Origin of the sequence: Agromyces sp. 3263 (assembly GCF_031456545.1) — a bacterium.
GTDB lineage: Bacteria > Actinomycetota > Actinomycetes > Actinomycetales > Microbacteriaceae > Agromyces.
In genome coordinates this window covers 1511184-1536280 of the sequence record NZ_JAVDUV010000001.1, presented here as the reverse complement: position 1 = coordinate 1536280, position 25097 = coordinate 1511184, and the positions used below count along the sequence as shown (strand labels likewise).

Sequence of the window (25097 nt, the reverse complement as noted above, 5' to 3'; positions counted from 1 at the left end):
GCCGCTCGTCGGAGCCGCAGGCCGTCGCCTGTCAGGCGTGCGCGACCCGGTACGCCTGGAACGTGCGGTCGAGCGCCTCGGCGATCGGAGTCGCGCGTGCGCCGAGCGCCGCGATGCGACTCGAGTCGACGACGAACGGCTCCTCGAACTCGTAGGCCATCTCGAGGAGCTCCCGAACGGTCGGATTGACGAGGCCGACGGCGCGCAACGCGACCTTCGGCAGGCGTCCGATGCGCGGCTCGGTGCCGGCGAGCCGGAAGAACTCCTCGACCATCGCGCGACTCGTCCACGGCTGCGGGTCGTTCGGCAGGTGCCAGGCGGATCCGCTCACGCCGTCCGCCGTGCCGAGCACGGCGAGGCCCTCGCCGATGTCGGGCAGGTACGTGTAGCTGTGCACCAGGCCGGGATCACCGAACAGGTCGACGCGCTTGCCGGCGGCCACCGCGTCGAGCACTCGGTCGCCGATGGGCGACGCGATACCCGCACCCGGCCCGTAGTAGTCGGACGCCCGGCCGCTCACGACCTCGACGCGCCCCTCGCGGTGCGCCGCCCACAGCTCGTTCGCCATGTCGAGCCGCACTCGCCCCTTGCGGGTGTGCGGCTGCTGAGGGCTCTCCTCGGTGAGCGGCCTGCCGCCGGTGCGGCCGTACGAGTACACGTTGTCCATGTTCACGAGGCGCGCGCCGTTCGCCTCCGCGGCCGCGAGCACGCCGCGCTGCAGCGGCGGGAAGTCCTCGGCCCACCGGTGGTAGACGGGGTTCAGGGTCTGGTAGACGGATGCCGCGCCGGCGGCCGCGCGGGTGGCGAATGCGGCGTCCGCGGCATCACCGCTGATCACCTCGACGTCGGCCAGCGCTGCGGCATCGGGCCCCAGCGCGTTGCGGCCGCTTCGGTTGACGATGCGCACGCCGAGCCCGCGGGAGCGCAGTGCGACCGCGGTGGCGCGGCCGACGGGGCCCGAGCCGAAGACGACATGCAGGCGGGGGTCGCTCATGGTGCTCCTGATCTCGCGATATCTCTGGACACTGTTCGGCGTTACAACACTGTACGGTGTGTGGAGATGAACCGCCAGATCGCACCCGCATGAGACCCGGACCCCGCCGCAGCTTCACCCACGCCGAGATCCTCGACGCCGCCTTCGACCTGCTCGAGACGAGAGGCTTCGCCGCGGTGTCCGTGCGGGGCGTCGCCGGCTCGCTCGGCATCACGCCGACCGCACTCTATACCTACTACTCCAGCAAGAACGCACTGCTCCGCGGCATGATCGAGCACCTGCTCGCCCGCCTCGACCTGCGCGAAGCCGGCGGTTCCGACACGGTCGACGTTCCGGATGCCGCGGCGATCCGCCGGCGCATCGTGGCCCTTGCGCTCCGCCTCCGTGAGCTCCTCACCGCGCACGCCGGCGCGCTCGGCCTCATCATGAGCGGCCCGCTCGACGGGCCGAACGCGATGCGCCTGAACGAGACGCTCCTCGAGTCGTTCACCGCTGCCGGCCTCGGCCTCGACGACGCCGCGCGGGCTGCCTACGCGCTGCAGGTCTTCGCGCTCGGGTCGATCGCCCTCGAGTCGGCCGACCAGGACGCCGACCTCGAGGCGGCCGCACCGACCGACGGCCTGTTCCCGGATGCCTCGGGCACGGCGCTCTGGACGGACCTCGCCACCTTCCCCCTCAGCTCACGCACCGCCGACGTGGCGGCTCAGCACAACTCCACCGACCAGTTCGTGTGGGGCCTGGAGCGACTGCTCGACGGACTGCTGCCACAGGCCTGATCGGGCCTCCGTCGCCCAGTGGAGCGGCCGTCATGCCCGTCGGCGCGATCCGATCGCGGTGGCGGCGGCTCCGGCCGCGGCGAGGGCGGCCGCCGCCACCATGCCGGGGAACGCGTCCGTCCCGGTGGCAGGCAGGGCCTGATCGGGGTTCGTCGGACCCGGGGGCGTCGACGGATCGGTCGGGGGATCCGTGGGATCCGGTGGAATCGAGTCACCGCTCTCGAGACAGGTGAGCTCCGCGGCGAACGGGAAGTTGTGGACCTCGCGCGGCGAGCCGACCGGCGTCGCGGCGGGCTGCCCGTGGATGAACGAGGCCGCGATGACGTTGCCCTCGATGTTCTGCGTGACCTGCCAGTTCACGTCGGCGTTCGGGGCGTAGATCGTGCCCTCGAGGGTCGCGCCGCCCGTGACCGTCACCGAGGTCGCCTCGGGGAAGTTCCACAGGATGAACGGCGCATTCGCTCCGGAGAGGCCGGCGAGATTCGGGATGGTCCCGCTGAAGGCAGTGCCGGTGACGTTCACCAGCAGTGGCGTGTCGGGCGACGGGCCGCCGTCGGGAAAGGTGATCTCGGCCAGGGCATCGAGGTCGGCCGCCGCGAGCGTGACGACGTTCGTCTCGCCGGGCACGAGGGTGAGTCGGGCCGCCGTCCCCTCGGCATACGGGGGAGTCAGGGGTGCGCCATCGTCTCGGTTGGCGAAGTCGATGGTCGGAGCGCAGCGGCTGAGCGTGGTCGTCGTGTCCCGGTAGAGGGCGAACGCCCCGTCGACGTCGATGAGGTCGGCGGGCACCGGCGTCTCGATCGAGGTCGGCGTCTGCGTGATCGTGCCCTCGATGCGCGGCTGCGTCTCGTACGAACCCCCGGGCGGCACGACGTGGTGCGGACCGACGGTGTTGTTCTGGTCGGTGTCGAACGCGTCGTAGGTCGTCGTGTCGGCGATCTTCGTGAAGCCGTTGTTGAGCACCTTGAGCACGACCCCGGCGTCGTCCGGGAACGCGACGCCGCCGCCGACGTAGAGGTACGTCGGCGAGGTGTCGCCGGGGGCGATGAAGGTGCCGGGCGGCACCGAACCGGCCGCGATGTTGTACGGCGTCTGGAAGCTGAGGTCCCCGCCGAGCGCGAGCGTGCCCTCGGCTTCGTCCGCGTTCAACTCCACGTCGCCCTCGACGAACACGAGGAAGCCGCTGTTCGCGGCATGGCTGCCGAGCGGCTGGGCGACGGGGTTGATCGGTCCGATCGTGTCGCCCGGCGCGGCGACCGCGGCGCCCGGAAGCAGCACGGCGGCTCCCGCGAATGCAGCCACTGCCACGACCGTGGCGACGGCCCTTCCCCGACGTTCCCCCGAATGCGTCATGCGCTCCAGCCTTGCACGTGCCGGGTCGCCCGCCAAGCGTTCACGAGCGCTCATCCGCGCGTCGGCGCCTCCGCGGCCGGCGCTCCGCAGGAATGCGGCGAGGCGCCGACTCCCGAAGGAGCCGACGCCTCGCCGGTCGTGCGATCGGATCAGCCCGCTGCGGGCGGGGTGATCTTGATCTGGGCGGACGTGTTGTTCTTGCCCGCCTTCTTCACCTCGACGACGGTGCCGTAGCCGACACCGGCATCGGCCGGGTTGCCCGAGCCGAGCGTCATGCCCGGCATGACCTCCAAGCCGTAGAACTCGGTGAGCGGCGTGCCGTTCTCGTCGACGACCCGCGTGGAGTACGGCTGGTTGTCGACCGAGGGCACGACGACCGAACCGTTGCGGTAGCGGTAGTACAGGTCCTCGCCGTTGCGGATCTCGATGCCGGGGACCCAGCCCTGGTTGTCGGTGAAGACGCTCACCGGCTTCTGGGACTTGACGTCGGTGCAGTACTCGTCGGTGAAGTCGGCTCCCGTGATGCACTCCGTGAAGGGGTACGTCTTGGTGAGGCCGAACGCCGCGTTCGAGGACTGGGCACGCGAGGGCATGTTGTCGGTCGCCGTGGGGTCGATCTCGGCCGCCTCGCCGGTACGGCGCAGCGGGTCGAAGTGGCTGTCGACGATCAACAGGCCGCCCTTGGCGCCGGCGCTCGGGAGCGCCGTCTCGTTGGACTCGACGTGGTTGGTGCTGCCGTAGCCCGCGTCGCGGTACCAGACGAGCGCACCGGGAGCGTTGTACTTGATCTTGTCGACCTTCCACGCACCGGCCGTGGCGCTGTAGACGGTGTCGTACCCGTACTTCAGGCCCTCGTCGAAGCCGTCGAAGTTGCGCCACTCGACCAGGTAGTACTGGGCGGTGGTGGAGGTGCCGCTGTCGATGCGCCAGCCGGGACCGGTCGATGCCGCGAAGGTCTCGACCTGCTTCTCCCAGCCGTTGTCACCGCCCTCGACATCGTCGGACCAGACGGTGGTGCCGGCGCTCTGCAGGTCGAAGTCGTCGACGAACCAGCCGCGCTCCTGGAAGGCGGCGTCGGTGGCGAGGCGGAGGCGGAGGCTGACCGTGCTGCCGGCGTACGCGGCGAGGTCGACGTACTGGTGCTTCCACCCGTCGGAGGTGCCCGTGAGGCCGTAGTGCTTGGCCTCGCCCTCGTTCGAGCCGAAGGTGGCCATGTTGCCGTTGGGGTCGGCGTAGCCGTCGGGCGTGGTGGCCTCGCTGCCGTCCTCGTTGAGGACCTTCAGCTCGCTCCACGTGGTGCCGCCGTCAGTCGAGACCTCGACGAAGCCGAAGTCCCAGTCCTCCTCGATGACGTAGTTGTTCTGCATCCAGAGCTTCGCGTCGACGGGCACGTCGAGGTCGCGGACGATGCGGATGTCGCCCCAGTCCTGGTCGGAGCCGGTGTACCACATGTTCTCGCCGCTGGTCGGCTCGGCCATGACGTTGACCTTGGCGGGCAGGTTGATCTTCACGCCGTCCTCGGTGCCCTTGATCGGGCGCGAGCTCTGGCCGACGGTGATGGTCTTGGCAGCTTCACCGGGGTTCATCTGGATGGGGTCGGCCCAGCCGAGCACCCACTTGTCCCAGAGGCCCATGTGGGTCGGCATCGACTGGAAGATCGGTCCGGAGTGCGAGCCCGACGACATCAGGTCCCAGAAGTCGACGTCGGAGTCGCCCTGGTTGGAGGTGTCGTAGAGGTCGGGCAGGCCGAGGTCGTGGCCGTACTCGTGCGCGAACACGCCGACGCCCGAATCCTCGGGCTGCACGATGTAGTTCGAGAGCTTGAGGTCGGTGCCGGGGATGGCAGCGCCGCCCGCGACAGCGGAGGAGTGCGCCCAGATGGCGTAGGTGCCCTCTGCACCGCCGCCGCCCGACTTGTCCTCACCGGCGTGCACGAGCACGACGTGGTCGATCACGCCGTCGGGCTCGAGGTAGTTCCCGTCGCCGTCGCGGTCGCCCTGGTCCTCGATGTCGTAGTCGGCCCACGGGAAGTCGGGCTGCGCCGCCGCCAGTGCCGTCACCGCGTCGATGGGGAGCTGGCCCGCGCCGATGGGGTTGTCGGGGTGGCCCTGCATGTCCTGGATCGCGCCGGCCTCGTACACGCCCTCGTCGTTCAGGAAGCAGGTGCTCGCGCCGTAGTACGCCTCGGAGTGCGGGACGGTGACCCACGGGGTCGCGGAGCCGTGCACGGTATAGGCGCCGTGCGACATCTCCTCGTACATGTTCTTCATGGTGTAGCCCGAGATGTCGATGCCGGGCTTGCCGTCGGGACCGACGAGGTCCTTGCGCACGCGCTCGGTGATGCCCTTGTCGGTGAAGAGCATGGTGTTGTAGTGCTCCGACGAGAAGTCGGAGACCCACATCGAGTTGTTGTCCTCGAGCTCGTAATCGGCGGGGTTCGGGATGTTGTTGTGGAGGGGGCCGTTCTGGACCTCGCCCGGCTTGCACTCGGTCGAGCCGAACTCGGTCGGAACCTGCACGCCCGTGAAGTCGTCGTTGGCGTCGGTGTTGAACTCGACGAGGATCGTGAGGAGCTTCGCCTCCTGCGTCTCCTCGGCCTGCTTGTAGTCGGGCGTCTTGTGCGGGTTCTTGTGCTTGCCCTTGTCGGAACGCCCCTCGCGCTTGAGCTGCCCAGGGCTCTTGCCGGTGTCGATCGACTGGGCCTCGAGCTGCGCGAGCCCCTTCGCCGCCACCGGGTTGCCCTGCGAGTACTTCGCGTCGATGGCCTCGGCCTCGGCGATGGCCTCGGGCGCGGTGCGCTTGGCGACGGATCCGGCGACGACCTCGTCGTCGGTGCCGAACGCCGCTTCGGCTCTCGGCGCGACGTAGTTCATGTAGTACTCGTCGTCGCTGATCACCGGCGCGGAGACGTGCGATGGCGCTGCCGATGCCCCGGTCGCTCCCATGGTCGCCAAGCCGGCGGCCGCGAGTGCGAGCACGGGAATCGTCGCCACCACGCGCCTGCGCGCGCGAGTGGTGTTTCCAAACATGCTTCTCCCTCCGAGTGCGCCGGGGGATGACCGCGGCGCACGAACGACGCCCGCCTGGTAGACGGACGTAGACGGCATCCTGCCTTGCCATGCGGCCCCTATGGAAGTGCTTTCCGCAATCTGTGGAGAGAGACGCAAGTCCGTTGCGTGCCGCGCACGATTCATCCGCGGGCCCTGCTCGGTGACCGCGCCGATTGTGAACGGACCGTTACAGAGTGCGGCCGAGGGGTGGCCGGGTGGGGAAGACGGGCATACCCTGAGCCGGGACCGCGCCCGGCGGATTCCGGAGAGGAACACATGAGCGAGTCCACCGGTTCCACCCTCGCCGATTGGGAGCGGGAGGAGATCGCGCGCGCGAACGCGTCCGACCTCACGCCGGTCGTGTTCGTGCACGGACTCTGGCTGCTGTCGAGCAGCTGGCAGCCGTGGCGCGACTTCTTCGAGGACAACGGGTTCATCACCCTCGCACCGGGATGGCCCGACGACCCGGCCACCGTCGCCGAGGCGCGCGAGCATCCCGAGGCCTTCGCGAAGAAGATGGTGCAGCAGGTCACGGATCACTACCTCGAGGCGATCGCGGCGCTCGACCAGGCGCCCGTCGTGATCGGCCATTCGTTCGGCGGCCTGATCGCCCAGAAGATCGCCGGCGAGGGCGTGGCCGCCGCCACGGTCTCGATCGACAACGCGCCGTTCAAGGGCGTGCTGCCGCTGCCCGCGTCCGCGCTGAAGTCCGCGTCACCGGTGCTGTCGAACCCGGCGAACGCCAAGCGGGGAGTGGCGCTCACCTTCGAGCAGTTCCAGTACGGCTGGGCCAACGCGCTCGACGAGGCCGAGGCCAGGCGTCTCTACGACACGCTCCATGTGCCCGCTGCCGGCGCTCCGCTCTTCCAGGCGGCGTTCGCGAACTTCAACCCGTTCGGCGGCGAGACCACGGTCGACTCGAAGAATCCGGAGCGCGGACCGATGCTCATCATCGGCGGCGAGAAGGACCACACCGTTCCGCCGGCGATCACCGACGCGAGCTACAAGATCCAGGCGAAGAACCCGGGCACGACCGAGGAGATCACGATCCCGGGCCGCGGGCACTCGCTCACCATCGACTCGGGGTGGCGCGAGGTCGCCGACGAGGCCCTGGCCTTCGTGCAGCGGTTCATCCAGTAGCCGAGCGGATGCCGCGTGGCGCGTGCCCGCGGCATCCCGCTCCGTCCGCCGGTCGCGGCTCCCGGCCGCTCAGCCGGCGCGGCGTACGATCGGTCGCGGGGGTGGTTCGGATGGGCGGAATCCTGGTTCGAGGCGCAGGGCGGCGGCCTGCGGCATCCGCTGCGCTGATGGCGACGGTCGCGCTGGTCGGGGCGCTGGCGCTCGCAGGCTGCTCGTCGAACACCACGGGGGGCGCGTCGGCGCTGCCGCCCGTGATCGTCGACCTCGGCGACGTGGACGGCACGACGGTCGAGGTGACCGAGGGCGGCACGATCGACCTGACCGGCGACGACGAGACCTACGCCGCGTGGACGGCCGACATCGATGATCCCGACGTGGTCGAGTTCGTCGCGGGCCGCGACGACGGCAGCGCGCAGTTCAACCCCGGCCTCACCGCGAAGTCCGTCGGCGAGACCAACGTGACGCTGGACAACGGCGAGACGGGCGACAGCGTGACCTTCACCGTCGACGTGGTGCCGAAGGCCGCGGGCGGCTCCTGACCCGGCGCCCGGGGCCGTGCCCCGTGGGCGGGCGGAGCCTCAGCCGAGCAGCAGCGACCGGAGCTGGTCGGCCGAGTGCACGACCGCCATGGCGTCGCCGGCCTCGGCGGGGGAGCCGTAGCCCCACTCGACCATGATCGTCGGCACGCCGTTCGCGGCGGCACCCAGGGTGTCGTAGCCGCGGTCGCCGACCATGACGGGGTTCGAGAGGTCGACGCCCTGCGACTCGAGGCGACGCAGCGCCTCGCGCACGACCTCGGCCTTGGTGCTGAGCTCCTCGTCGTCGCTCGCGCCGGTGATCTCGGTGAAGTACTGGCTCAGTCCGGCGTGGTCGAGCACCTTGCGGGCCATCGACTCGGGCTTCGAGGTCGCGAGTGCGACCGGCACGCCCGCGGCGTGCAGCCGCTCGAGCACGCCCGCGACGCCGGGGAAGACCGGGGAGCAGAGCACGCGGTGCGCGTAGTGCTCGCGGTAGACGTTGAGCGCCTCCCAGGCCTCGGCGTCGTCGAAGCCGGCGGTCAGCCGCAGGCTGTCGAGCAGGGGCGGGCCGACGTAGGAGCGGAGCACCTCGTCGGACGGCACGTCGACGCCGAGCTGGGTGAACATGTGGGCGAGCGACGCCGTGATGTCGGAGGCCGAGTCGACGATCGTGCCGTCGAGGTCGAACAGCACGGCCGACCAGGTGCGCGTGGGCGCGATGGTCTGAAGGGGCATCGTGGAAGTCACCGTGTCATCCTATGTCGAGCGTGTCTGAGTGTTTCTCAGGAAGAGAACGCTCCCATTCCCCAGAACGAGCGACAAGGGGCTTGCATGCCGATCGTCCGATCGTCGTGCGACGGTCAGTCGACTGCCCCACGCGCCCCCTCAGAACAGGCGGGCGTGGCCGCTCTCGATGCCGCGCATCGCGTCGTAGTCGAGCACGACGCAGCGGATGCCGCGGTCCTCCGCGAGGGTGCGCGCCTGCGGCTTGATCTCCTGCGCGGCGAAGATGCCGGTCACCGGTGCCAGGCGGGGATCGCGGTTCATGAGCTCGAGGTAGCGGGTGAGCTGCTCGACGCCGTCGATGTCGCCGCGCCGCTTGAGCTCGACCGCGACCGAGGCCCCCGAGGCATCCGTCGCCAGGATGTCGACCGGACCGATCGCCGTCATGTACTCGCGCCGCACGAGCCGGTGCCCGTCGCCGAGGAGCTCGATCTGCTCGGCGAGGAGCTGCTGCAGGTGCGCCTCGACGCCGTCCTTCTGGAGGCCCGGGTCGACGCCGAGCTCGTGCGCGGAGTCGTGGAGCACCTCGTGGATCGAGACGACGAGCTGGTCGGCGGTCTTCTTGTGCGTGACCTTCCACAGCTCGATGACGCCCGCAGCGGCCTGGTCGTCGTCGGGCTCGAGCGACTCGAGCGTGCACGGCGGGCTCATCCAGTTGAGCGGCTTGTAGCTGCCGCCGTCGGAGTGCACGAGCAGGCTGCCGTCGCCCTTGACCATGAGCAGCCGCGTCGCGAGCGGCAGGTGGGCGGAGAGGCGCCCCGCGTAGTCGACGGAGCAGCGGGCGATGACGAGACGCACCCGTCGAGTGTACGGCGTCAGGCGCCGGCGGATGCCTCGGGCGGCCGCGCCTCGTGGTGCCGGCGCCCGCGGGTGCGCCGGTCCTCCTTCATCTCGGCCTCGAAGAGGTGGCGGCGTCCGCCGACGAGCTCGTCGCGGGCCGCGCGCTCGACGTCGCGAACCTCGGCGTAGTAGCCGTCGTCGTACTCCTCGACGACCTGGAACGTCCAGCGGCCCTCGAGCACGTTGCGACCGATGACGTCCCGTTCGAGACGGTCCGCGACCCGCTCGTAGCCCGCGGCGCGGAAGAGCTCGGCGGCCTCGCCGATGGCCAGGTCGGCCTTGCCGGTCAGTCGGTGGAACCGGTACAGCGAGCCACGGGCATCCTCGATCGTCTCGAGCGCCTCGGAGAGCTTGCCGAGCGCCTCGACGGTGGCGTCGTCGACGCCCGGCGGCCGGGTGTGGTGGACGGCGGGGCGGTCGAGGTCGGCTCGGCCGTCACCGTCACCGTCACCGTCACCGTCACCGTCACCGTCGCGGTCGTCGCGGGCCGGGTCGAGGCGGGCGTGGTCGTCGAGCAGGTCGTCGGCATCCATCCTCGGATTCTCGCCGTCCGGGCGGCCGGCGCGAGAGCCCTTGCCCGCTCCCGGACGGTGCGCTACGGCGCTGCGGGCGCCTTGGGCCGCGCGCGCGGACCGGTCTGCTCGCGGGCGGCGGGCGCTGCCAGCCCGGCCATCACCATGAGGCCGAGGATGACGAGCAGCGCGTTCAGGATGCCGAAGTGCTCGCCGATGAACCCGAGGAACGGCGGGCCGGCGAGGAACGCGCAGTAGCCGATGATCGCGACGGCGCTCACCCGCGAGGCCGCGAGGCGGCGGTCGGACACGTCGGCCGCGGCGGACATGCCGACGGGGAACCCGAGCGAGCAGCCGACGCCCCAGAGCACGGTGCCGATGATGAGCAACCACGGCTCGTCGCCGTAGATGAACAGGGCGAGGCCGACGACGCCGATGGCCGCGAGCACCTGGAGGATCGGGACGCGGCCGAACCGGTCGAGCACGGGCCCGCCGAGCACGCGTGCGGCGGTCATGGACACTGTGAAGACGGTGAAGATCGCCGCACCGACGGTGGCGTCGAAGCCGTGCCCGTCGACGACCGCGAGGGCGAGCCAGTCGTTCGCCCCGCCCTCGGCGAACGACATGCCGAGCATGACCACGCCGATGAGGAGCAGCCGCACGTCGCCCCAGACCATGAGGCTCTCGCGCAGACGACGGCGCCACGGAGGACGCGGCGCGTCGGTATGCGGGTCGTCGCCGAGCTCCTCGCGCACCGGCACGAAGCGCACCGCGACGATCACGGCTCCCGCCACGAGCACGGCCATGACGGCGAGGTGGAAGGCGACCGGGATGCCGAGCGCGGACGCCACGACCGCGACGCCGGCTCCGGCGACGGTGCCGAAGCTGAAGAACGCGTGCATGAGGGGCATCAGCGTGCGGCCGATCTCGCGCTCCACCTCTGCGCCTTCGACGTTCATCATCACGTCGACCGTGCCGTTGCCGAACCCGAACAGCGCCAGGCCGATCATGACGAGGGGCACGGACGGCAGGATCGAGCCGCCGATCCCGACGAGGATCAGGCCGACGGCGACGATCACGAGCACCGCCGCCATGCCGAGACGCGTGCCGAAGCGCGCCATCAGCCACGGCGCCACGATGAGGCCGATCACGGATGCCGCGGAGCCGGCGAGGATGACGAATCCCACGCCCTGCGTGCTGAGGTCGACGTCGTCGCGGATCGCGGGAAGTCGGGCGACCCAGCTCGCGAGGCTCAGCCCCGAGAGGAAGAAGATCGTGAAGATCGCGTTGCGCCAGGCGATCAGTTCGCGACGCGTGCGGTCGGTGGTCACGCTCTCACGCGGGGTTCCGGTCATCTGCTCTGCTTCGTCGTGTGCGGCTCGGCGACGGGGTCGAATCGATTCGATACCGCCGATCTGAGAACCATATCGATCACGCGGGATGATCGCAACCGCGGCCCGGCACGCCCGGAAATCCGCGGCGCGCAACGCTTGCGCAGCACGTCGGTGGCGGGTTATCTTCTCGTGCTAAACGATTAACAATCGTTTCCCCCGCTCGGGGCCAAGGCCCCGCCGTAGACCCCCGACAGAACCACTTCGAAGGAGAAACGCATGCTCCGATCCACCAGACCCGGCCGCACTGTCGCGGCCCTGGCCGCATCGGCCGCCGCCCTGCTCGCATTCAGCGCCTGCGCGTCCGGCAGCGCGGCCGGCGATGACGGCGGCGACGTCACGATCGACTACGCCATCTGGGACCAGAACCAGCAGCCTGCGATGGAGGAGATCGCCGCCGCGTTCACGAAGGAGCACCCGAACGTCACCGTCGACATCCAGCTCACGCCCTACAAGGAGTACTTCACGAAGCTCCAGACCGCGGTGTCGGGCGGCGCCGGCCCTGACGTGTTCTGGATGAACGGCCCAAACTTCCAGCTCTACGCCTCGAACGGCGTGCTCGCGCCGCTCGACGACGAGGGCATCGAGGCATCCGACTACCCGCAGGGGCTCATCGACCTCTACACCTACGACGGCTCCCTCTACGGCGCACCCAAGGACTTCGACACCGTCGCGCTCTGGTACAACACCGAGCTCTTCGACGCGGCCGGCGTCGAGTACCCGAGCGCCGGCTGGACGTGGGACGACCTGAAGGCCGCCGCGGCGAAGCTCACCGACCCGGCGGCCGGCGTCTACGGCATCACGGCAACCCAGTACGGCCAGGAGAACTTCTACGACTCGATCGCCCAGGCCGGCGGCGAGGTCGTCAGCGCCGACGGCACCGAGACCGGCTACGGCACCCCCGAGGCGCTCGAGGGCATCACGCTCTGGACCGACCTGATCGAGGCCGGCTCGTCGCCGACCGCGCAGCAGATGACCGACACGAGCCCCGAGGACTTCTTCCTCTCCGGCAAGGCGGCCATGTTCCAGAACGGCTCGTGGGCCGCCGTCGCCTACGCCGAGAATCCCGACATCGCCGACAAGGTGAACGTGGCGCCGCTCGCCGCCGGGCCGGAGGGCAACCAGAGCGTCATCCACGGCATCGGCAACGTCGCCAACGCGAAGAGCGACCAGCTCGAGATCGCCAAGGAGTTCGCCGCCTTCGCGAGCGGCGAGCAGGCCGCGAAGATCCAGGCCGAGACCGGGACCGTGATTCCCGCCTTCAACGGCACCCAGCAGGACTGGGTCGACGCGCTGCCGCAGTACGACCTGCAGGTCTACATCGACGCGCTCGAGACCGCCGTGCCGTACCCGGTGTCGAAGAACACCGCCGCGTGGAACGCGATCGAGAGCGAGATCCTCTCGCAGGTATGGGCGGGCGCGTTGACGCCGGAGGACGGCCTCGCGCAACTGGCGGACCAGATGCAGGCCGCGCTCGACGCGGAGTCGGAGTAGCGCCATGACCGACCTGATCGCGCAGCGCACCGCCGCGCCGATCGCCGAGCTGGACGGGGGGCGGCCGGGAGACGCCGCCCCTCGCCCCGGCCGACGGGGGGACCGGGCGGGTCGTACCGGCCGCGGCCCGCGCCAGTCGGGCTGGTGGGCTCTCCTCTTCATCGGGCCCACGGCCGTCGGGCTCCTGGCGTTCTACCTCTGGCCCACGGTGCGCACGCTCATCCTCTCGTTCACCGAGTCGGGCCCCTTCGGCGGCACCACCTTCGTCGGCTTCGACAACTACGTCTCGCTGCTGCAGGACCCCGAGCTCCTCGGAGCGCTCCGCAACACCGCCGTGTACACCCTCATCACCCTCGTCGGCATCCCGATCGCCGTGGCCATCGCCGCGCTGCTCAACACCACCGGGCTCCGTGGGCGCGGCGTCTACCGCACCCTCTACTTCATCCCGGTCGTGACCATGCCGGCCGCGATCGCGCTCGTGTGGCGCATGATCTACAACGGGGACTACGGCGTGCTCAACGAGGTGCTCGGCGTCGTCGGCATCGAGGGCCGCAGCTGGCTCACCGACCCGAGCACCGCGCTCATCTCCATCGCGGTCGTCGGGATCTGGGCGGGACTCGGCACGAGCATCGTGATCTTCCTCGCGGGCCTGCAGGGCATCCCCGACACGCTCATGGAGGCGGCCGACCTCGACGGCGCGGGCCCGATCCGCAAGTTCTTCTCGATCACCATCCCGATGCTGTCGCCGAGCATCTTCTTCGTCAGCGTCATCGGCGTGATCGGCGCCCTGCAGGTCTTCGACCTCGTCTACATGATGCTCGGCCGCAACAACCCGGCGATGCCGAACACCCGCACGATCGTCTACCTCTTCTACGAGGCCGGCTTCCTCGACAACCAGCGCGGCTACGCGGCCGCGATCGCGTTCCTGCTGCTGCTGATCATCCTCGTGCTGACCGTCGTGCAGTTCAGGCTGCAGAAGAAGTGGGTGCACTATGAGTGACCTCTCCCTGGACACCCGGGCGATGACGGGCGCGGATGCCGCGGGCGCGCGCCAGCGCGCAGCATCCGCTGCCCGCACCGGCCGCCGCAACCGCGGCCACTGGATCGTGCACGTGCTGCTCTCGGCCGGCGCCGTCGTCATGGTGTTCCCGTTCGTGTGGCAGACGCTCACGGCGTTCAAGACGTTCCAGGACTCGGTGCAGGTGCCGCCCGTGGTCATCCCCGACCCGTGGGTGTTCACGAACTTCGCCGAGGTCTTCGAGTCGATGCCGTTCGGGCAGATGTTCCTGAACTCGGTGGTGCTCACGATCGGCCGCACGGTCGGCCAGGTGGTCCTCTGCACGATGGCGGGTTACGCGTTCGCTCGCATCCCGTTCCGGGGTCGCAACGTCGTGTTCGTCGTGTTCCTCTCGGTGCTCATGGTGCCCTCGCAGCTGTACCTGCTGCCGCAGTACGAGATCATCCAGTCGCTCGGCTGGCTGAACACCCTGCAGGCGCTCATCGTGCCCGGCATCTTCAGCGCGTTCGGCACCTTCCTCATGCGGCAGTTCTTCATGTCGATGCCGGCCGAGCTCGAGGAGGCCGCGCGCATCGACGGCGCCAACCCGTGGCAGACCTTCTGGCGCATCATGGTGCCGCTCGCCAAGCCCGGCATCATCGCGCTCACGGTGTTCACGGTGCTGTGGTCGTGGAACGACCTGCTCTGGCCGCTCGTGGTCACGACCGACCCCGAGAAGATGCCGCTGTCGGTGGGCCTGTCGCAGCTCGTCGGGCTGCACGGCACTGATTACCCTGTGCTCATGGCCGGCGCGCTGCTCGCGACGTTGCCGATGCTGATCACGTTCATGGTCCTGCAGAAGCAGTTCATCCAGGGCATCGCGTTCTCCGGGACGAAGGGATGACGCGGGTGACGCAGGCGAACGAGCACGAGGAACGGCACACGGCGCCCAGGCGGCGCCCGACGCTGCGCATGGTCGCCGAGCTCGCCGGCGTGTCCACGGCGACGGTGTCGTACGTGTTCTCGGGCCGCAACGGCGGTGAGTCGGGCGTGGCCGAGCCGACCGCCGAGCGCGTGCTCGCCGCGGCCCGCCAGCTCAACTACCGGCCGAACCGCGCGGCCCGCACGATCCGCACCGGCCGCAGCGACACCGTGCAGCTCTCGCTGCACATGCTGAGCGACCCGTGGTCGCTCGCGGTCGCCGCGGCGGTGAACGAGGAGGCGAACCGGCACGGCCTGACCACGCTGATCCTCGCCGACGGCGACTGGTACGCCGCGCTCGACCGGGTCGAGAGCGACGTCGCCTACCTCGACGGGGCGGTCGCCACCGACGACGGTCGGCAGAAGCTGCAGGCGCTCGTCGAGCGCGGCCAGCGGCTCGTCGTGTTCTCGGAGACGCTCGAGCCCGACGGCTACGACGTGATCCGCTCCGACGCCCTGCCGGGGTGCGAGCTGGCGATGGACCACCTGCTCGAACGGCACACGGCGATCGGATGCCTCGTGGCCGAGGGCGCGTTCCGCGCCACCGGACGCTCCCGGTACTCGCCCTACGTGGAGCGCCTCCACGCGCACGGGCTTCCCGTCGACCCGGCGTTCACGGCGACGTACGGCGAGACGCAGGCGAGCGCGTTCGCCGCCGCGGTTGCGCTCCTCTCGCAGGAGCACCGCCCGACCGCGATCTACGCCACGACCGACTTCGCCGCGATCGCCGCGATCAACGCCGCGCACATGCTGGGGCTCCGCGTGCCCCACGACGTCGCCGTGGTCGGCGTGGGCAACACCCCCGACGCCCAGCTCGTGGCCCCCACCCTCACGACCGTCGGTCCGACCGACTTCTACGAGCGCCAGGCCGAGATCATCGTGGCCCGCGCGCTGGAGCCCGAGGCGGCCGAGCCGCGGCTGCACGACTTCCCGTGGTCGCTGTTCCCGGGCGGCTCCACCGATCTCGACGCGCCGCCGCGCGCGCCCCGAAACCTGTAACCCCCTGAAGGAGTACCAACTCGTGCACCACCCTGTGGACCTGAACATCGGCATCGTCGGCTTCGGCGCGCGCGCCTCGCTCTGGCGCGAGGCGCACCGACCCGGACAGGGCGCCCGCGTCGTCGCGGTGTGCGACCTCGCCGAGCGCTCGCGCGAGGAGGCCCGGGCGGCCCTGCCGGAGGCATCCGTCACCGCATCGCTCGACGAGCTGCTCGGCATGGGCCTCGATGCCGTCATGGTGCTGACCCCCGACCACCAGCACGCCGCCGTCGCGATCGCGGCGCTCGAGGCCGGCGTGCCGGTGTTCTGCGAGAAGCCGCTCGCCGTGACGGTCGAGGACGCCGACGCGATCCTCGAGACCGCCCGCCGCACTGGCACCCGGCTCTACGTCGGGCACAACATGCGGCACATGCCCGTGGTCGTGCTCATGCGGCGCCTCATCCTCGAGGGGCGGATCGGCGAGGTGAAGGCGGTCTGGTGCCGCCACTTCGTGGGCAACGGCGGCGACTACTACTTCAAGGACTGGCACGCCGAGCGGTCGAAGACCACCGGGCTGCTGCTGCAGAAGGGCGCGCACGACCTCGACGTCATCCACTGGCTCGCCGGCGCCTACTCGACCGAGGTGCAGGCGATGGGTTCGCTCACCGTCTACGGCGGCATCGACGACCGCCGCGACCGTTCGGGCGAGCGCATGCGCGACTGGTTCAGCCTCGACAACTGGCCGCCGACCGCGCAGACCGGGCTCAACCCGATCATCGACGTCGAGGACCTCTCGATGGTGAACCTGCGACTCGGCAACGGCGTGCTCGCCTCGTACCAGCAGTGCCACTTCACGCCCGACTACTGGCGCAACTACACCGTCATCGGCACGGAGGGGCGCATCGAGAACCTCGGCGACACCGCCGGCTCCGAGGTGCGGCTCTGGAACCGCCGCCACCACGGCGCGGCCCCGGCCGACGAGACGTTCATCGTGCCCGCCGCCGGCGAGGAGGCCGGCCACGACGGGGCCGACGCGCTGCTCGTCACCGAGTTCCTGCGCTTCGTGCGCGAGGGCGGGCGCACCGAGACCTCACCCGTCGCCGCCCGCGAGGCGGTCGCGGTCGGCATCCGGGCCACCGAGTCGCTTCGCAGCGGCGGCGGGAGCCTCCGCGTCCCCGCGCTCGACGCGGACCTCGTCGCCTACTTCGAGCGGGGCCAGGTCGAGCCGGCCGACGGGTCGGCGGATGCCGCAGGGCGGGCGCCGGTCACGGTGACGGTGGCCCCGGCATCCGTGGCTACCATGAACTGACTGGCGATCGGCGCCACCGGACACGAACCGGTGCCCGACCCAGAGCCGAACACCCCCGGCTCGCGACCCAGAGAACAACGAGGTTATCGATGAAGGCCCTCTACAAACCTGCCCCCGGCGCCGGCCTGGAGTACGTCGACCGGCCGGAGCCCGAGACGGGCCCCGCCGACGTGAAGATCCGGGTCCTGCGCACCGGCATCTGCGGCACCGACCTCCACATCGAGCGGTGGGACGACTGGGCCGCCGCCGAGATCCAGGCGCCGCTCATCCCGGGCCACGAGTTCTACGGCGAGGTCGTCGAGGTCGGTGAGCTCGTGCACGACGTCGCCGTCGGCGACCACGTGTCGGGGGAGGGCCACATCGTCTGCGGCATGTGCCGCAACTGCCGGGCCGGACGCCGCCAGATGTGCATCCGCACCAAGGGCGTGGGCCTGCACCGCGACGGCGCGTTCGCGGAGTACATCGTCATCCCCGGCGAGAACGTGTGGGTGCACCACGCCTCGGTCGAGCCCGAGGTCGGCGCCATCTTCGACCCGTTCGGCAACGCCGTGCACACCGCGCTCGCGTTCTCGGTCGTCGGCGAGGACGTGCTCGTCACCGGCTGCGGCCCGATCGGGCTCATGTCGATCGCCGTCGCCCGCCACGTGGGCGCCCGCTACATCGTCGCGTCGGATGTCTCGCCCGCGCGCCTCCAGCTCGCCATGCAGATGGGGGCGGATGCCGCGGTCGACGTGTCGCGCGAGCGCGTCCGCGACGTGCAGCAGCGCCTCGGCATGCGCGAGGGCTTCGACGTGGGCTTCGAGATGTCGGGATCGGCGAAGGCGCTGCCCGAGATGATCGAGAACATGAACCACGGCGGGCGCATCGCCCTGCTCGGCCTGCCGTCCGAGCCGTACGCCATCGACTGGGGCAAGGTCGTGACGCACATGCTCACCCTCAAGGGCATCTACGGCCGCGAGATGTTCGAGACCTGGAACTCCATGAGCGCGATGCTGCAGACCAGCGGCGAGCTGCGCTCCCGGGTCGCGTCGATCATCAGCGACCGCTACCCGGCACGCGAGTGGCGTGCCGCGTTCGACGCGGCGGCATCCGGCGGCGTCGGCAAGGTCATCCTCGATTGGACGGAACTCTGATGTACGGAACGGTTCGCGACCAGCTGCGCGCTGAGCTCGACGAGATCGAGGCTGCCGGCCTCACCAAGCGTGAACGGGGCATCCGCGGTCCGCAGTCGTCCGAGATCGAGGTGGCCGGGCGCCAGGTGCTGAACTTCTGCGCCAACAACTACCTCGGCCTCGCCGACGACCCCCGCATCGTCGAGGCCGCGCACGCCGGCCTCGACGAGTGGGGCTACGGCCTCGCGAGCGTGCGATTCATCTGCGGCACCCAGGAGCTGCACCTCGAGCTCGAGCGCCGGGTGTCCTCCTTCCTGGGCTACGACGACACCATCTTGTTCTCGTCGTGCTTCGACGCGAACGGCGGCGTCTTCGAGGTGCTCTTCGGGCCCGATGACGCGATCATCTCCGACGAGCTCAACCACGCGTCGATCATCGACGGCATCCGGCTCTCGAAGGCGGCGCGGTACCGCTACAAGAACCGCGACATGGCCGACCTCGAGGCGCAGCTCGTCGCGGCATCCGGAGCCCGTCGCCGGGTGATCGTGACCGACGGCGTCTTCTCGATGGACGGCTACATCGCGCCGCTGCAGGAGATCTGCGACCTCGCCGATCGATACGACGCGCTGGTCTTCGTCGACGACTCGCACGCCGTCGGCTTCGTCGGCTCGAACGGCCGCGGCACGCCCGAGTACTGCGGGGTCGAGGGGCGCGTCGACATCACGACCGGCACGTTCGGCAAGGCGCTCGGCGGGGCATCCGGCGGCTACGTCGCGGCCCGTGCCGAGATCGTGGCGCTGCTGCGGCAGCGGGCGCGTCCGTACCTCTTCTCCAACACGCTCGCCCCGGCGATCGTCGCGGGCACGATCCGCGCGCTCGAGCTGCTCGAGTCGTCGGGCTCGCTCCGCGAGACGCTGAAGTCGAACGCGGCCCTCTTCCGGTCGCTGATGGATGCCGCGGGCTTCGACCTGCTGCCCGGCGAGCACCCCATCGTGCCGGTCATGTTCGGCGACGCCGCGCTCACGGCGCGCATCGCCGCGGCGTTGCAGGAGCGGGGGGTGTTCGTCACGGCGTTCAGCTTCCCGGTGGTGCCGCGTGGGGCGGCGCGCATCCGCGTGCAGCTCTCGGCGGCGCACTCCGAGGACGAGATCCGTCGGTGCGTCGAGGCGTTCACGGCCGCGCGCGACGAGATTGCCGCGACCGCGGCGGCCGAGTAGCGTTCTCCGGTCGGGCCCGCTCGAATCGATTCGGCTTAGAATCAGCCCATGCACGCGGATGCCCCACCACGCCCGACGCTCGCCGACGTCGCGGCCAAGGCCGGAGTGTCGGCGTCCACGGCGTCGCTCGCCTTCAGCGGTTCCGGTCCCGTGTCGGACGCCACGAAGGAGCGCGTGCTCGCCGCGGCATCCGCCCTCGGCTACGCCGGACCCGACCCGCGCGCCCGCTCCCTGCGCCGGGGGCGGTCGGGCATCGTCGGGGTCGTGCTCGAGGAGCGCGTGCGCGCGGCCTTCCTCGACCCGGTGAAGATCCAGATGCTCGACGGCATCACCGAGGGCATCGCGCCGCTCGGAGCCGGCCTGCTGCTGCTCACCGACACCGGCGAGGCCGGCGGTCACGCCGTCGGCATCGAGAGCGCCCCCGTCGACGCGGTCGTGCTGGTCGGCTGCAGCCCGCGGCTCGGGCACTCGGTCGAGGCGCTGCGGCGTCGCGGCATCCCGGCCGTCGCGATCGAGGGCGATGCCGGCGACGACGTGCCGAAGATCTCCATCGACAACCGCGAGGCGACCCGCCGGGGAGCCGAGTACCTCAAGAGCCTCGGGCACACGGATGTCGCGCTCGTCACGCTCCCGTTCGACGCCGCCCGCACGCGCGGCCCGCTGACGCCCGAGCTCGAACGCGGCAGCACCGCCGAGACCGCGAGCGAGCGGCTGCTCGGGGCCCGCGAGGTGTTCCCGCACGTGACCGGACGGTCGGCGGCCGCGAGCTCGATCGAGGAGGGCCTCGAGGCCGGGCGGGCGCTGCTCGCCGACCCGGCGACGCGGCCGACGGCGATCATCGCGCAGAGCGACCTGCTCGCCGCCGGCGTGATCCAGGCGGCGGAGGAGCTCGGCATCGCGGTGCCCGCCCAGCTCAGCGTGCTGGGGTTCGACGGGATCCGGGTCGACGGGCTGCAGCACGACCTCACCACGCTCGTGCAGCCGTCGGTGGCGAAGGGCCGCGCCGCGGGCGAGGCCGTGGTGCGGCTGCTCGCCGGCGAGCCGCCCGAGTCGGTGTGCTTCACGAGCTCGCTGCACGTGGGCGACACGACGGCGCCGCCACGCGATCCGCGCACCTGAGCCGACAGAGCGGAGTCGCCATGGAGCACGGGGAACCCGGACGGCGCGACGATCAGCGCGGCGCGTTCCTCGAGCGCTTCGGCGCGGTGTACCGCGGCGGGTGGGATCCGGCCGACGCGCTCGCGTGGCGCGCGGATCCCGACCGTCCACTGCCGAGCGGCGAGCCGTCGCCGAGCGCGCGGGTGCGGGAGCTCGAGCTCGTGGTGTACTCGACCCGCACCGCCGACGGCTCGGACGCGGGGGAGGAGCTCGCACGCCTGATCGGGGAGCTCGACCGGCAGCGTCTCGAGATCGACCGGGCGATCGCCGAGGCCTCCGCTCCGGACACGCCCGACCCGCGCCCGGCGGAACGGCCGGCCGGCGGTGTCGAGGCGGCGCGCGGGGGCCGATCGCCCCGCCTCCGCACCACGACCGTCGCCGTCGCGGCGGCGGCGGCCGGAGTCGTCCTGGCGCTGGGCGTGCTGCAGCTCGCCGGCGGGAGCCCCGGCACCGACCACGACCCGACCGGCGACGGCGTGCGGGGCTCGGTCGAAGACGTTGTCCCGTACGAGGACCGCTCGCTCGGGGCCGCGCTCCAGCAGGAGTTCGATCGGGTGCAGGACCCCACCGATTTCCCGACGCAGCCGGTCTCGACCTGGTTCATCGCGGAGAGCTTCCGTCGCCTGCCCGTCGAGCCGTTCCGCGGAGCCGTGTACCTCGCCCGGACCACCACGGGCGACGTCTGCCTGCTGCTCCTCCCCGTCGACGGGCGACTGGCGTCGGGCTGTGTCGCGGAGGGCGGCGTCAGCACGAGCGGGCTCGCCGCGGTGACCCGCGCCCCGACCGGTGACACGCCGCCCGGCGGAGATGAGTTCATCCGGGTCCGCTGGACGGGCGACGGGGCGATCGTCGAGATCGCACCAGTGGGGGAGCCGCCGTCGGCCTGAACCGGCCCGTCCGCGTCACGGAGCGCCCGTCACCATCCAGCGCGCGCCGCGCGCCCGCAGCGACAGCGTCACCGCGCGGGCGGCGAGGTAGCCGATCGCGAACGAGCCGGTGAGCCACGCCAGCGCTGCGGCGCCGGGCAGCCCCGCGGCATCCGCCCACCAGACCGTGCCGAGCGCCAGCGGCACGAACACGGCGAGGTTCACGAGGCCGGTCCAGGCGAGGTAGCGGGCGTCACCGGCGCCGATGAGCACGCCGTCGAGCACGAACACGAGTCCGCCGAGGGGCGCCGACAGGCCGAGCACGACGAGTGACGGCGGCAGCAACGCGGCGACCTCGGGCGACGACGTGAACAGTGCGGGCAGCACCCAGGCGGTGGAGATCACGAGCGCGCCGAGCACCACGCCCGATCCGATGCCCCACTCCACGCATCGCCGCAGCACGGCCCGGACGTGCGCCACGTCGCCCGAGCCCAGCCCCTTGCCGATGAGCGCCTGCGCCGCGATCGCGAGCGCGTCGAGCGCGAACCCGAGCGTGAAGTAGATCGTGATGGCCACCTGGTAGGCCGCCAACTCGTCGGACCCGAGCGACGTCGCCGCCCACGTCGCGAGCAGCAGCGCGACGCGCAGGCTCGCCGTGCGCAGGAACAGCCAGCCGCTCACGGCCGCGCCGCTCAGCACGCCCGCGTGGTGCGGCCACGGGCCGGCGCCGACCCGCCGCGCGTGCCGCGCGATGACCACCAGGTAGACGACGACCATGCCCCACTGCGCGATCACGGTGCCGATCGCGGAACCGGCGATGCCGAGGCCCAGCCCGTAGATGAACAGTGCGTTGAGGCCGATGTTCACCGTGAAGCCGATGCCGGCCACCCAGAGGGGCGTGCGCGTGTCCTGCAGCCCGCGCAGCAGGCCGGTCGCAGCGAACACGACGAGCATCGCCGGAAGCCCGGCCATCGAGATCGACAGGTAGACGGAGGCCTCGGCCGTCACCGCCGCCGACGCCCCGAACACGCCGACGAGCCACGGCGTCGCCAGCCATCCGGCCGCGGCCAGCAGGACGCCGAGCCCGAGGGCGAGCCACAGCCCGTCGATCCCGGATGCCACGGCCGCCCGCTCGTCGCCCGCCCCGAGCCGTCGCGCCACCGCCGGCGTCGTCGCGTAGGCGAGGAACACCATGAGGCCGATGATCGTCTGCAGCACCGCGCTCGCGAGCCCGAGCCCGGCGAGCGGCACGGCGCCGAGGTGCCCGACCATGGCCGTGTCGGCGAGCAGGAACAGCGGCTCGGCGATGAGCGCGCCGAGCGCCGGCACGGCGAGCCGGAGGATGTCGCGGTCGACGGCGCGACGGAAGAGCGCAGTGGTCATGTGCTCACGAGCCTAGGCGGGCCTGCCGACGGCCGGACCGCCGCGCGCGGCATGCCGCACGGCCGCGTCGGGCGCGCCTTACGGGGCTAGTGTGGCGCTGTGACCACGCGCGAGTCGACGGGGATCGGGCGACGGATGCTCCGCCTGCGCCGCCGCGGCCTGCACCCGGCGCAGGCCGTGGTGGTGGGCTTCGCGTCGGTGATCCTCGCGGGCACCTTCCTCCTGCTCCTGCCGATCTCCGCGACCGACGGGCGGCCGCCGTCGTTCGTCGACGCGCTCTTCACGGCGACGTCGGCGGTCTGCGTCACGGGGCTGACCGTGCTCGACACGGTGACGTTCTGGAGTCCGTTCGGGCAGGTCATGATCCTGCTCATGATCCAGCTCGGCGGCCTCGGCATCATGATCTTCGCGTCGTTGGTCGGCTTGCTGCTGGCCAGGAAGATGTCGGTGCGTTCGCGACTCAACACGGCGAGCGAGGCGAAGAGCGTCGGGTTCGACGACGTGCGCGGCCTCGTTCGCGGGATCGTGCTCATCTCGTTCACGATCGAGGGCGCCACGGCGATCCTGCTGTTCCTGCGCTTCCTGCTCGGCTACGGGTACGGCGTGGGCGAGGCGGCTTGGCATGCCGTGTTCCACGCGATTTCGTCGTTCAACAACGCGGGCTTCGCGCTGTACTCCGACAACCTGATCGGGTTCGTGGACGACCCGTTCATCTGCCTGCCGATCGCCGCGGCCGTCATCCTCGGCGGGCTCGGCTTCCCGGTCATCATGCAGCTGCGCAAGGAGTTCCGCCGTCCGCTGCACTGGTCGATGAACACGAAGCTCGTGCTGTGGGGCACGCTTGTGCTACTCGTCGGCGGCACCGCCTACATCACGGTGCTCGAGTGGGACAACGTCGCCACGCTCGGCACCCTCGACCCCGGCGCCAAGGTGCTCGCCGGGTTCTTCCAGTCGGTGCAGACCCGCACGGCCGGGTTCAACTCGGTCGACATCGGGGCGATGCACGACCAGACCTGGCTCGGCATGGACGTGCTCATGTTCATCGGCGCAGGCCCCGCGGGCACGGCGGGCGGCATCAAGGTGACGACGTTCGCGCTGCTCTTCTTCGTCATGATGACCGAGCTGCGCGGCGACCCCGCCGTGAACATCTTCGGCAAGCGGCTCTCGCGTGCGGTGCAGCGCCAGGCGATCACCATCGTGCTCATCGCGGTGGGGGCGGTGATGGCGGGCACGCTCGCGCTCATGCTGCTCGTCGAGGAGGACCTCGACCGCACCCTGTTCGAGGCGGTGTCCGCGTTCGGCACCGTCGGGCTCTCGACGGGACTGACGCCCGAGCTGCCCGACCCCGGCAGGCTCGTGCTCGTGGTGCTCATGTTCATGGGCCGGCTCGGTCCGCTCACGCTCGGCTCGGCGATCGCCCTGCGCCACCGCCGGATCCTCTACGAGTTCCCCAAGGAAAGGCCCGCCGTTGGCTAAGTTCTCGATCTTCAGCAGTGACACGACCCGACGCATCGCCGAGGCCGACTCGGTGGCCGTCATCGGCCTCGGGCGATTCGGCAGCTCGCTCGCCCTCGAGCTCATGGCCGGCGGCACGGAGGTGCTCGGCATCGACCTCGACGAGGAGCTCGTGCAGGCGCTGAACGGTGAGCTCACCCAGGTCGTTCGCGCCGACTCCACCAAGGAGGAGGTGCTGCGCCAGCTCGCGGTCGACGAGTTCGACCGCGTGGTCGTGGCGATCGGCGACGACATCTCGGCGTCGATCCTCACGTGCTCGGTGCTGCTCGGCATGAAGACGCCCGTGATCTGGGCCAAGGCGGTCGACGATCGGCACGGCCTCATCCTCGAGCAACTGGGCGTGCATCACGTGATCTACCCGGAGAAGGACATGGGTCGCCGCCTCGCGCACCTCGTGCGCGGCAATGCCCTCGACTACATCGAGGTCGACAAGGGATACGCACTCGTGAAGGCGTCGGCGCCGGCGGTGCTGCTCGGCAGGCGCCTCGGCGACACCGGACTCCGCTCGGCGTACGGGGTGACCGTCGCCGCATTCAAGAAGCCGGCGGGCGAGTGGAGGAACGCCGACCAGGACACGGTGCTGGACGAGGGCGACACCATCCTGGTGGTCGGTCCGACCTCGAGCGCCGAGGGCTTCGCCCAGCTGCGGTGAGGCGAGCGGATGCCCCACGCCTGCGAGTGCACCGTGAGACGTGCCGTCGCGGCATCCGCTGTGCCGGTCCCGAGTCCT

Annotated in this window: 23 protein-coding genes; 15 read left to right on the top strand and 8 right to left on the bottom strand. The window is 70.9% G+C overall.

The features are described 5' to 3' along the window. Positions 1-31: 31 nt before the first annotated feature. Positions 32-994, bottom strand: coding sequence for an NAD-dependent epimerase/dehydratase family protein (locus J2X63_RS07000; RefSeq protein WP_309975489.1), 963 nt, complete (start codon positions 992-994; stop codon positions 32-34). 89 nt (positions 995-1083) lie between these two features. Between J2X63_RS07000 and J2X63_RS06995 the strand changes: the two genes are divergently transcribed. Next, the gene (locus J2X63_RS06995; protein WP_309975487.1) at positions 1084-1770 is read left to right on the top strand and encodes a TetR/AcrR family transcriptional regulator; all 687 of its coding nucleotides are present in this window, start codon (positions 1084-1086) and stop codon (positions 1768-1770) included. Between the two features lie 30 nt (positions 1771-1800). Here J2X63_RS06995 and J2X63_RS06990 read toward each other — a convergent pair whose 3' ends face one another. Together J2X63_RS06990 and J2X63_RS06985 are read right to left on the bottom strand one after the other, a co-directional pair. Further along, a complete protein-coding gene (locus tag J2X63_RS06990; protein WP_309975485.1) occupies positions 1801-3072 on the bottom strand; it encodes a collagen-binding domain-containing protein in 1272 nt (423 codons plus the stop codon). 200 nt (positions 3073-3272) lie between these two features. Further along, positions 3273-6116 (bottom strand): immune inhibitor A domain-containing protein, encoded by a 2844-nt coding sequence (locus J2X63_RS06985; RefSeq protein WP_309975483.1) that lies wholly within the window; start codon positions 6114-6116, stop codon positions 3273-3275. 333 nt (positions 6117-6449) lie between these two features. On the opposite strand from J2X63_RS06985, the gene J2X63_RS06980 reads away from it, so the two are divergent. From J2X63_RS06980 to J2X63_RS06970, 3 genes are read left to right on the top strand one after another with little or no spacing between them, the layout of a single operon-like run. Beyond that, the gene (locus J2X63_RS06980) at positions 6450-7313 is read left to right on the top strand and encodes an alpha/beta hydrolase (protein WP_309975481.1); all 864 of its coding nucleotides are present in this window, start codon (positions 6450-6452) and stop codon (positions 7311-7313) included. A gap of 15 nt (positions 7314-7328) precedes the next feature. Then, positions 7329-7481, top strand: a complete 153-nt coding sequence (locus tag J2X63_RS06975) for a hypothetical protein (RefSeq protein ID WP_309975479.1) — start codon at positions 7329-7331, stop codon at positions 7479-7481. Further along, positions 7481-7852, top strand: a complete 372-nt coding sequence (locus tag J2X63_RS06970) for a hypothetical protein (RefSeq protein WP_309975477.1) — start codon at positions 7481-7483, stop codon at positions 7850-7852. The genes J2X63_RS06975 and J2X63_RS06970 overlap by 1 nt, the downstream gene beginning before the upstream one ends. Positions 7853-7891: 39 nt before the next feature. Here J2X63_RS06970 and J2X63_RS06965 read toward each other — a convergent pair whose 3' ends face one another. The 4 genes from J2X63_RS06965 to J2X63_RS06950 all read right to left on the bottom strand — a co-directional run bounded on the left by J2X63_RS06965 (position 7892) and on the right by J2X63_RS06950 (position 11321). Then, on the bottom strand, positions 7892-8578 hold the full coding sequence (locus tag J2X63_RS06965) for an HAD hydrolase-like protein (RefSeq protein WP_309975475.1): 687 nt from the start codon (positions 8576-8578) through the stop codon (positions 7892-7894). A 138-nt stretch (positions 8579-8716) separates the two neighbouring features. Further along, positions 8717-9412 carry an endonuclease NucS gene (gene nucS, locus J2X63_RS06960; RefSeq protein WP_309975473.1) on the bottom strand — a complete coding sequence of 232 codons (696 nt, stop codon included), beginning with the start codon at positions 9410-9412 and terminating at the stop codon, positions 8717-8719. A gap of 17 nt (positions 9413-9429) precedes the next feature. Continuing rightward, the gene (locus J2X63_RS06955) at positions 9430-9987 is read right to left on the bottom strand and encodes a hypothetical protein (protein ID WP_309975471.1); all 558 of its coding nucleotides are present in this window, start codon (positions 9985-9987) and stop codon (positions 9430-9432) included. A gap of 62 nt (positions 9988-10049) precedes the next feature. After that, the gene (locus tag J2X63_RS06950; RefSeq protein ID WP_309975469.1) at positions 10050-11321 is read right to left on the bottom strand and encodes an MFS transporter; all 1272 of its coding nucleotides are present in this window, start codon (positions 11319-11321) and stop codon (positions 10050-10052) included. Positions 11322-11576: 255 nt separating this feature from the next. Here J2X63_RS06950 and J2X63_RS06945 point away from each other — a divergent pair, with 255 nt between their 5' ends. From J2X63_RS06945 to J2X63_RS06905, 9 genes are all read left to right on the top strand, one after another. Continuing rightward, complete coding sequence (locus J2X63_RS06945) at positions 11577-12851, top strand: sugar ABC transporter substrate-binding protein (protein ID WP_309975466.1); 1275 nt, start codon at positions 11577-11579, stop codon at positions 12849-12851. A gap of 4 nt (positions 12852-12855) precedes the next feature. Further along, positions 12856-13851 carry a sugar ABC transporter permease gene (locus tag J2X63_RS06940; RefSeq protein WP_309975464.1) on the top strand — a complete coding sequence of 332 codons (996 nt, stop codon included), beginning with the start codon at positions 12856-12858 and terminating at the stop codon, positions 13849-13851. After that, positions 13844-14752: a carbohydrate ABC transporter permease gene (locus tag J2X63_RS06935; protein WP_309975462.1), complete on the top strand. Its 909-nt coding sequence runs from the start codon at positions 13844-13846 to the stop codon at positions 14750-14752. The genes J2X63_RS06940 and J2X63_RS06935 overlap by 8 nt, the downstream gene beginning before the upstream one ends. A 5-nt stretch (positions 14753-14757) precedes the next feature. Next, complete coding sequence (locus J2X63_RS06930) at positions 14758-15828, top strand: LacI family DNA-binding transcriptional regulator (protein ID WP_309975460.1); 1071 nt, start codon at positions 14758-14760, stop codon at positions 15826-15828. Between the two features lie 34 nt (positions 15829-15862). Next, positions 15863-17116, top strand: a complete 1254-nt coding sequence (locus tag J2X63_RS06925) for a Gfo/Idh/MocA family oxidoreductase (RefSeq protein WP_309977846.1) — start codon at positions 15863-15865, stop codon at positions 17114-17116. 89 nt (positions 17117-17205) lie between these two features. Continuing rightward, positions 17206-18249 (top strand): L-threonine 3-dehydrogenase, encoded by a 1044-nt coding sequence (gene tdh, locus J2X63_RS06920; protein WP_309975458.1) that lies wholly within the window; start codon positions 17206-17208, stop codon positions 18247-18249. Further along, positions 18249-19445: a glycine C-acetyltransferase gene (locus J2X63_RS06915; protein WP_309975456.1), complete on the top strand. Its 1197-nt coding sequence runs from the start codon at positions 18249-18251 to the stop codon at positions 19443-19445. The genes tdh and J2X63_RS06915 overlap by 1 nt, the downstream gene beginning before the upstream one ends. A 48-nt stretch (positions 19446-19493) precedes the next feature. Further along, the gene (locus J2X63_RS06910) at positions 19494-20564 is read left to right on the top strand and encodes a LacI family DNA-binding transcriptional regulator (RefSeq protein WP_309975454.1); all 1071 of its coding nucleotides are present in this window, start codon (positions 19494-19496) and stop codon (positions 20562-20564) included. 20 nt (positions 20565-20584) lie between these two features. Continuing rightward, the gene (locus J2X63_RS06905) at positions 20585-21490 is read left to right on the top strand and encodes a hypothetical protein (protein ID WP_309975452.1); all 906 of its coding nucleotides are present in this window, start codon (positions 20585-20587) and stop codon (positions 21488-21490) included. 15 nt (positions 21491-21505) lie between these two features. Here J2X63_RS06905 and J2X63_RS06900 read toward each other — a convergent pair whose 3' ends face one another. After that, entirely contained in the window at positions 21506-22852 is a 1347-nt protein-coding gene (locus J2X63_RS06900) for an MATE family efflux transporter (protein WP_309975450.1), read from the bottom strand. Positions 22853-22987: 135 nt separating this feature from the next. On the opposite strand from J2X63_RS06900, the gene J2X63_RS06895 reads away from it, so the two are divergent. Beyond that, the gene (locus J2X63_RS06895; RefSeq protein ID WP_309977843.1) at positions 22988-24328 is read left to right on the top strand and encodes a TrkH family potassium uptake protein; all 1341 of its coding nucleotides are present in this window, start codon (positions 22988-22990) and stop codon (positions 24326-24328) included. Beyond that, positions 24321-25019: a TrkA family potassium uptake protein gene (locus tag J2X63_RS06890; RefSeq protein ID WP_309975448.1), complete on the top strand. Its 699-nt coding sequence runs from the start codon at positions 24321-24323 to the stop codon at positions 25017-25019. Before J2X63_RS06895 ends, J2X63_RS06890 begins: the two co-directional genes overlap by 8 nt. The last annotated feature ends 78 nt before the right edge of the window (positions 25020-25097 follow it).

Coding starts and splice junctions, on each gene's coding strand:
- J2X63_RS07000 (WP_309975489.1), bottom strand. CDS start 994: ATGAGCGACCCCCGCCTGCATGTCGTCTTCGGCTCGGGCCCCGTCGGC.
- J2X63_RS06995 (WP_309975487.1), top strand. CDS start 1,084: ATGAGACCCGGACCCCGCCGCAGCTTCACCCACGCCGAGATCCTCGAC.
- J2X63_RS06980 (WP_309975481.1), top strand. CDS start 6,450: ATGAGCGAGTCCACCGGTTCCACCCTCGCCGATTGGGAGCGGGAGGAG.
- J2X63_RS06970 (WP_309975477.1), top strand. CDS start 7,481: ATGGCGACGGTCGCGCTGGTCGGGGCGCTGGCGCTCGCAGGCTGCTCG.
- J2X63_RS06955 (WP_309975471.1), bottom strand. CDS start 9,987: ATGGATGCCGACGACCTGCTCGACGACCACGCCCGCCTCGACCCGGCC.
- J2X63_RS06950 (WP_309975469.1), bottom strand. CDS start 11,321: ATGACCGGAACCCCGCGTGAGAGCGTGACCACCGACCGCACGCGTCGC.
- J2X63_RS06945 (WP_309975466.1), top strand. CDS start 11,577: ATGCTCCGATCCACCAGACCCGGCCGCACTGTCGCGGCCCTGGCCGCA.
- J2X63_RS06940 (WP_309975464.1), top strand. CDS start 12,856: ATGACCGACCTGATCGCGCAGCGCACCGCCGCGCCGATCGCCGAGCTG.
- J2X63_RS06935 (WP_309975462.1), top strand. CDS start 13,844: ATGAGTGACCTCTCCCTGGACACCCGGGCGATGACGGGCGCGGATGCC.
- tdh (WP_309975458.1), top strand. CDS start 17,206: ATGAAGGCCCTCTACAAACCTGCCCCCGGCGCCGGCCTGGAGTACGTC.
- J2X63_RS06915 (WP_309975456.1), top strand. CDS start 18,249: ATGTACGGAACGGTTCGCGACCAGCTGCGCGCTGAGCTCGACGAGATC.
- J2X63_RS06910 (WP_309975454.1), top strand. CDS start 19,494: ATGCACGCGGATGCCCCACCACGCCCGACGCTCGCCGACGTCGCGGCC.
- J2X63_RS06905 (WP_309975452.1), top strand. CDS start 20,585: ATGGAGCACGGGGAACCCGGACGGCGCGACGATCAGCGCGGCGCGTTC.
- J2X63_RS06900 (WP_309975450.1), bottom strand. CDS start 22,852: ATGACCACTGCGCTCTTCCGTCGCGCCGTCGACCGCGACATCCTCCGG.
- J2X63_RS06895 (WP_309977843.1), top strand. CDS start 22,988: ATGCTCCGCCTGCGCCGCCGCGGCCTGCACCCGGCGCAGGCCGTGGTG.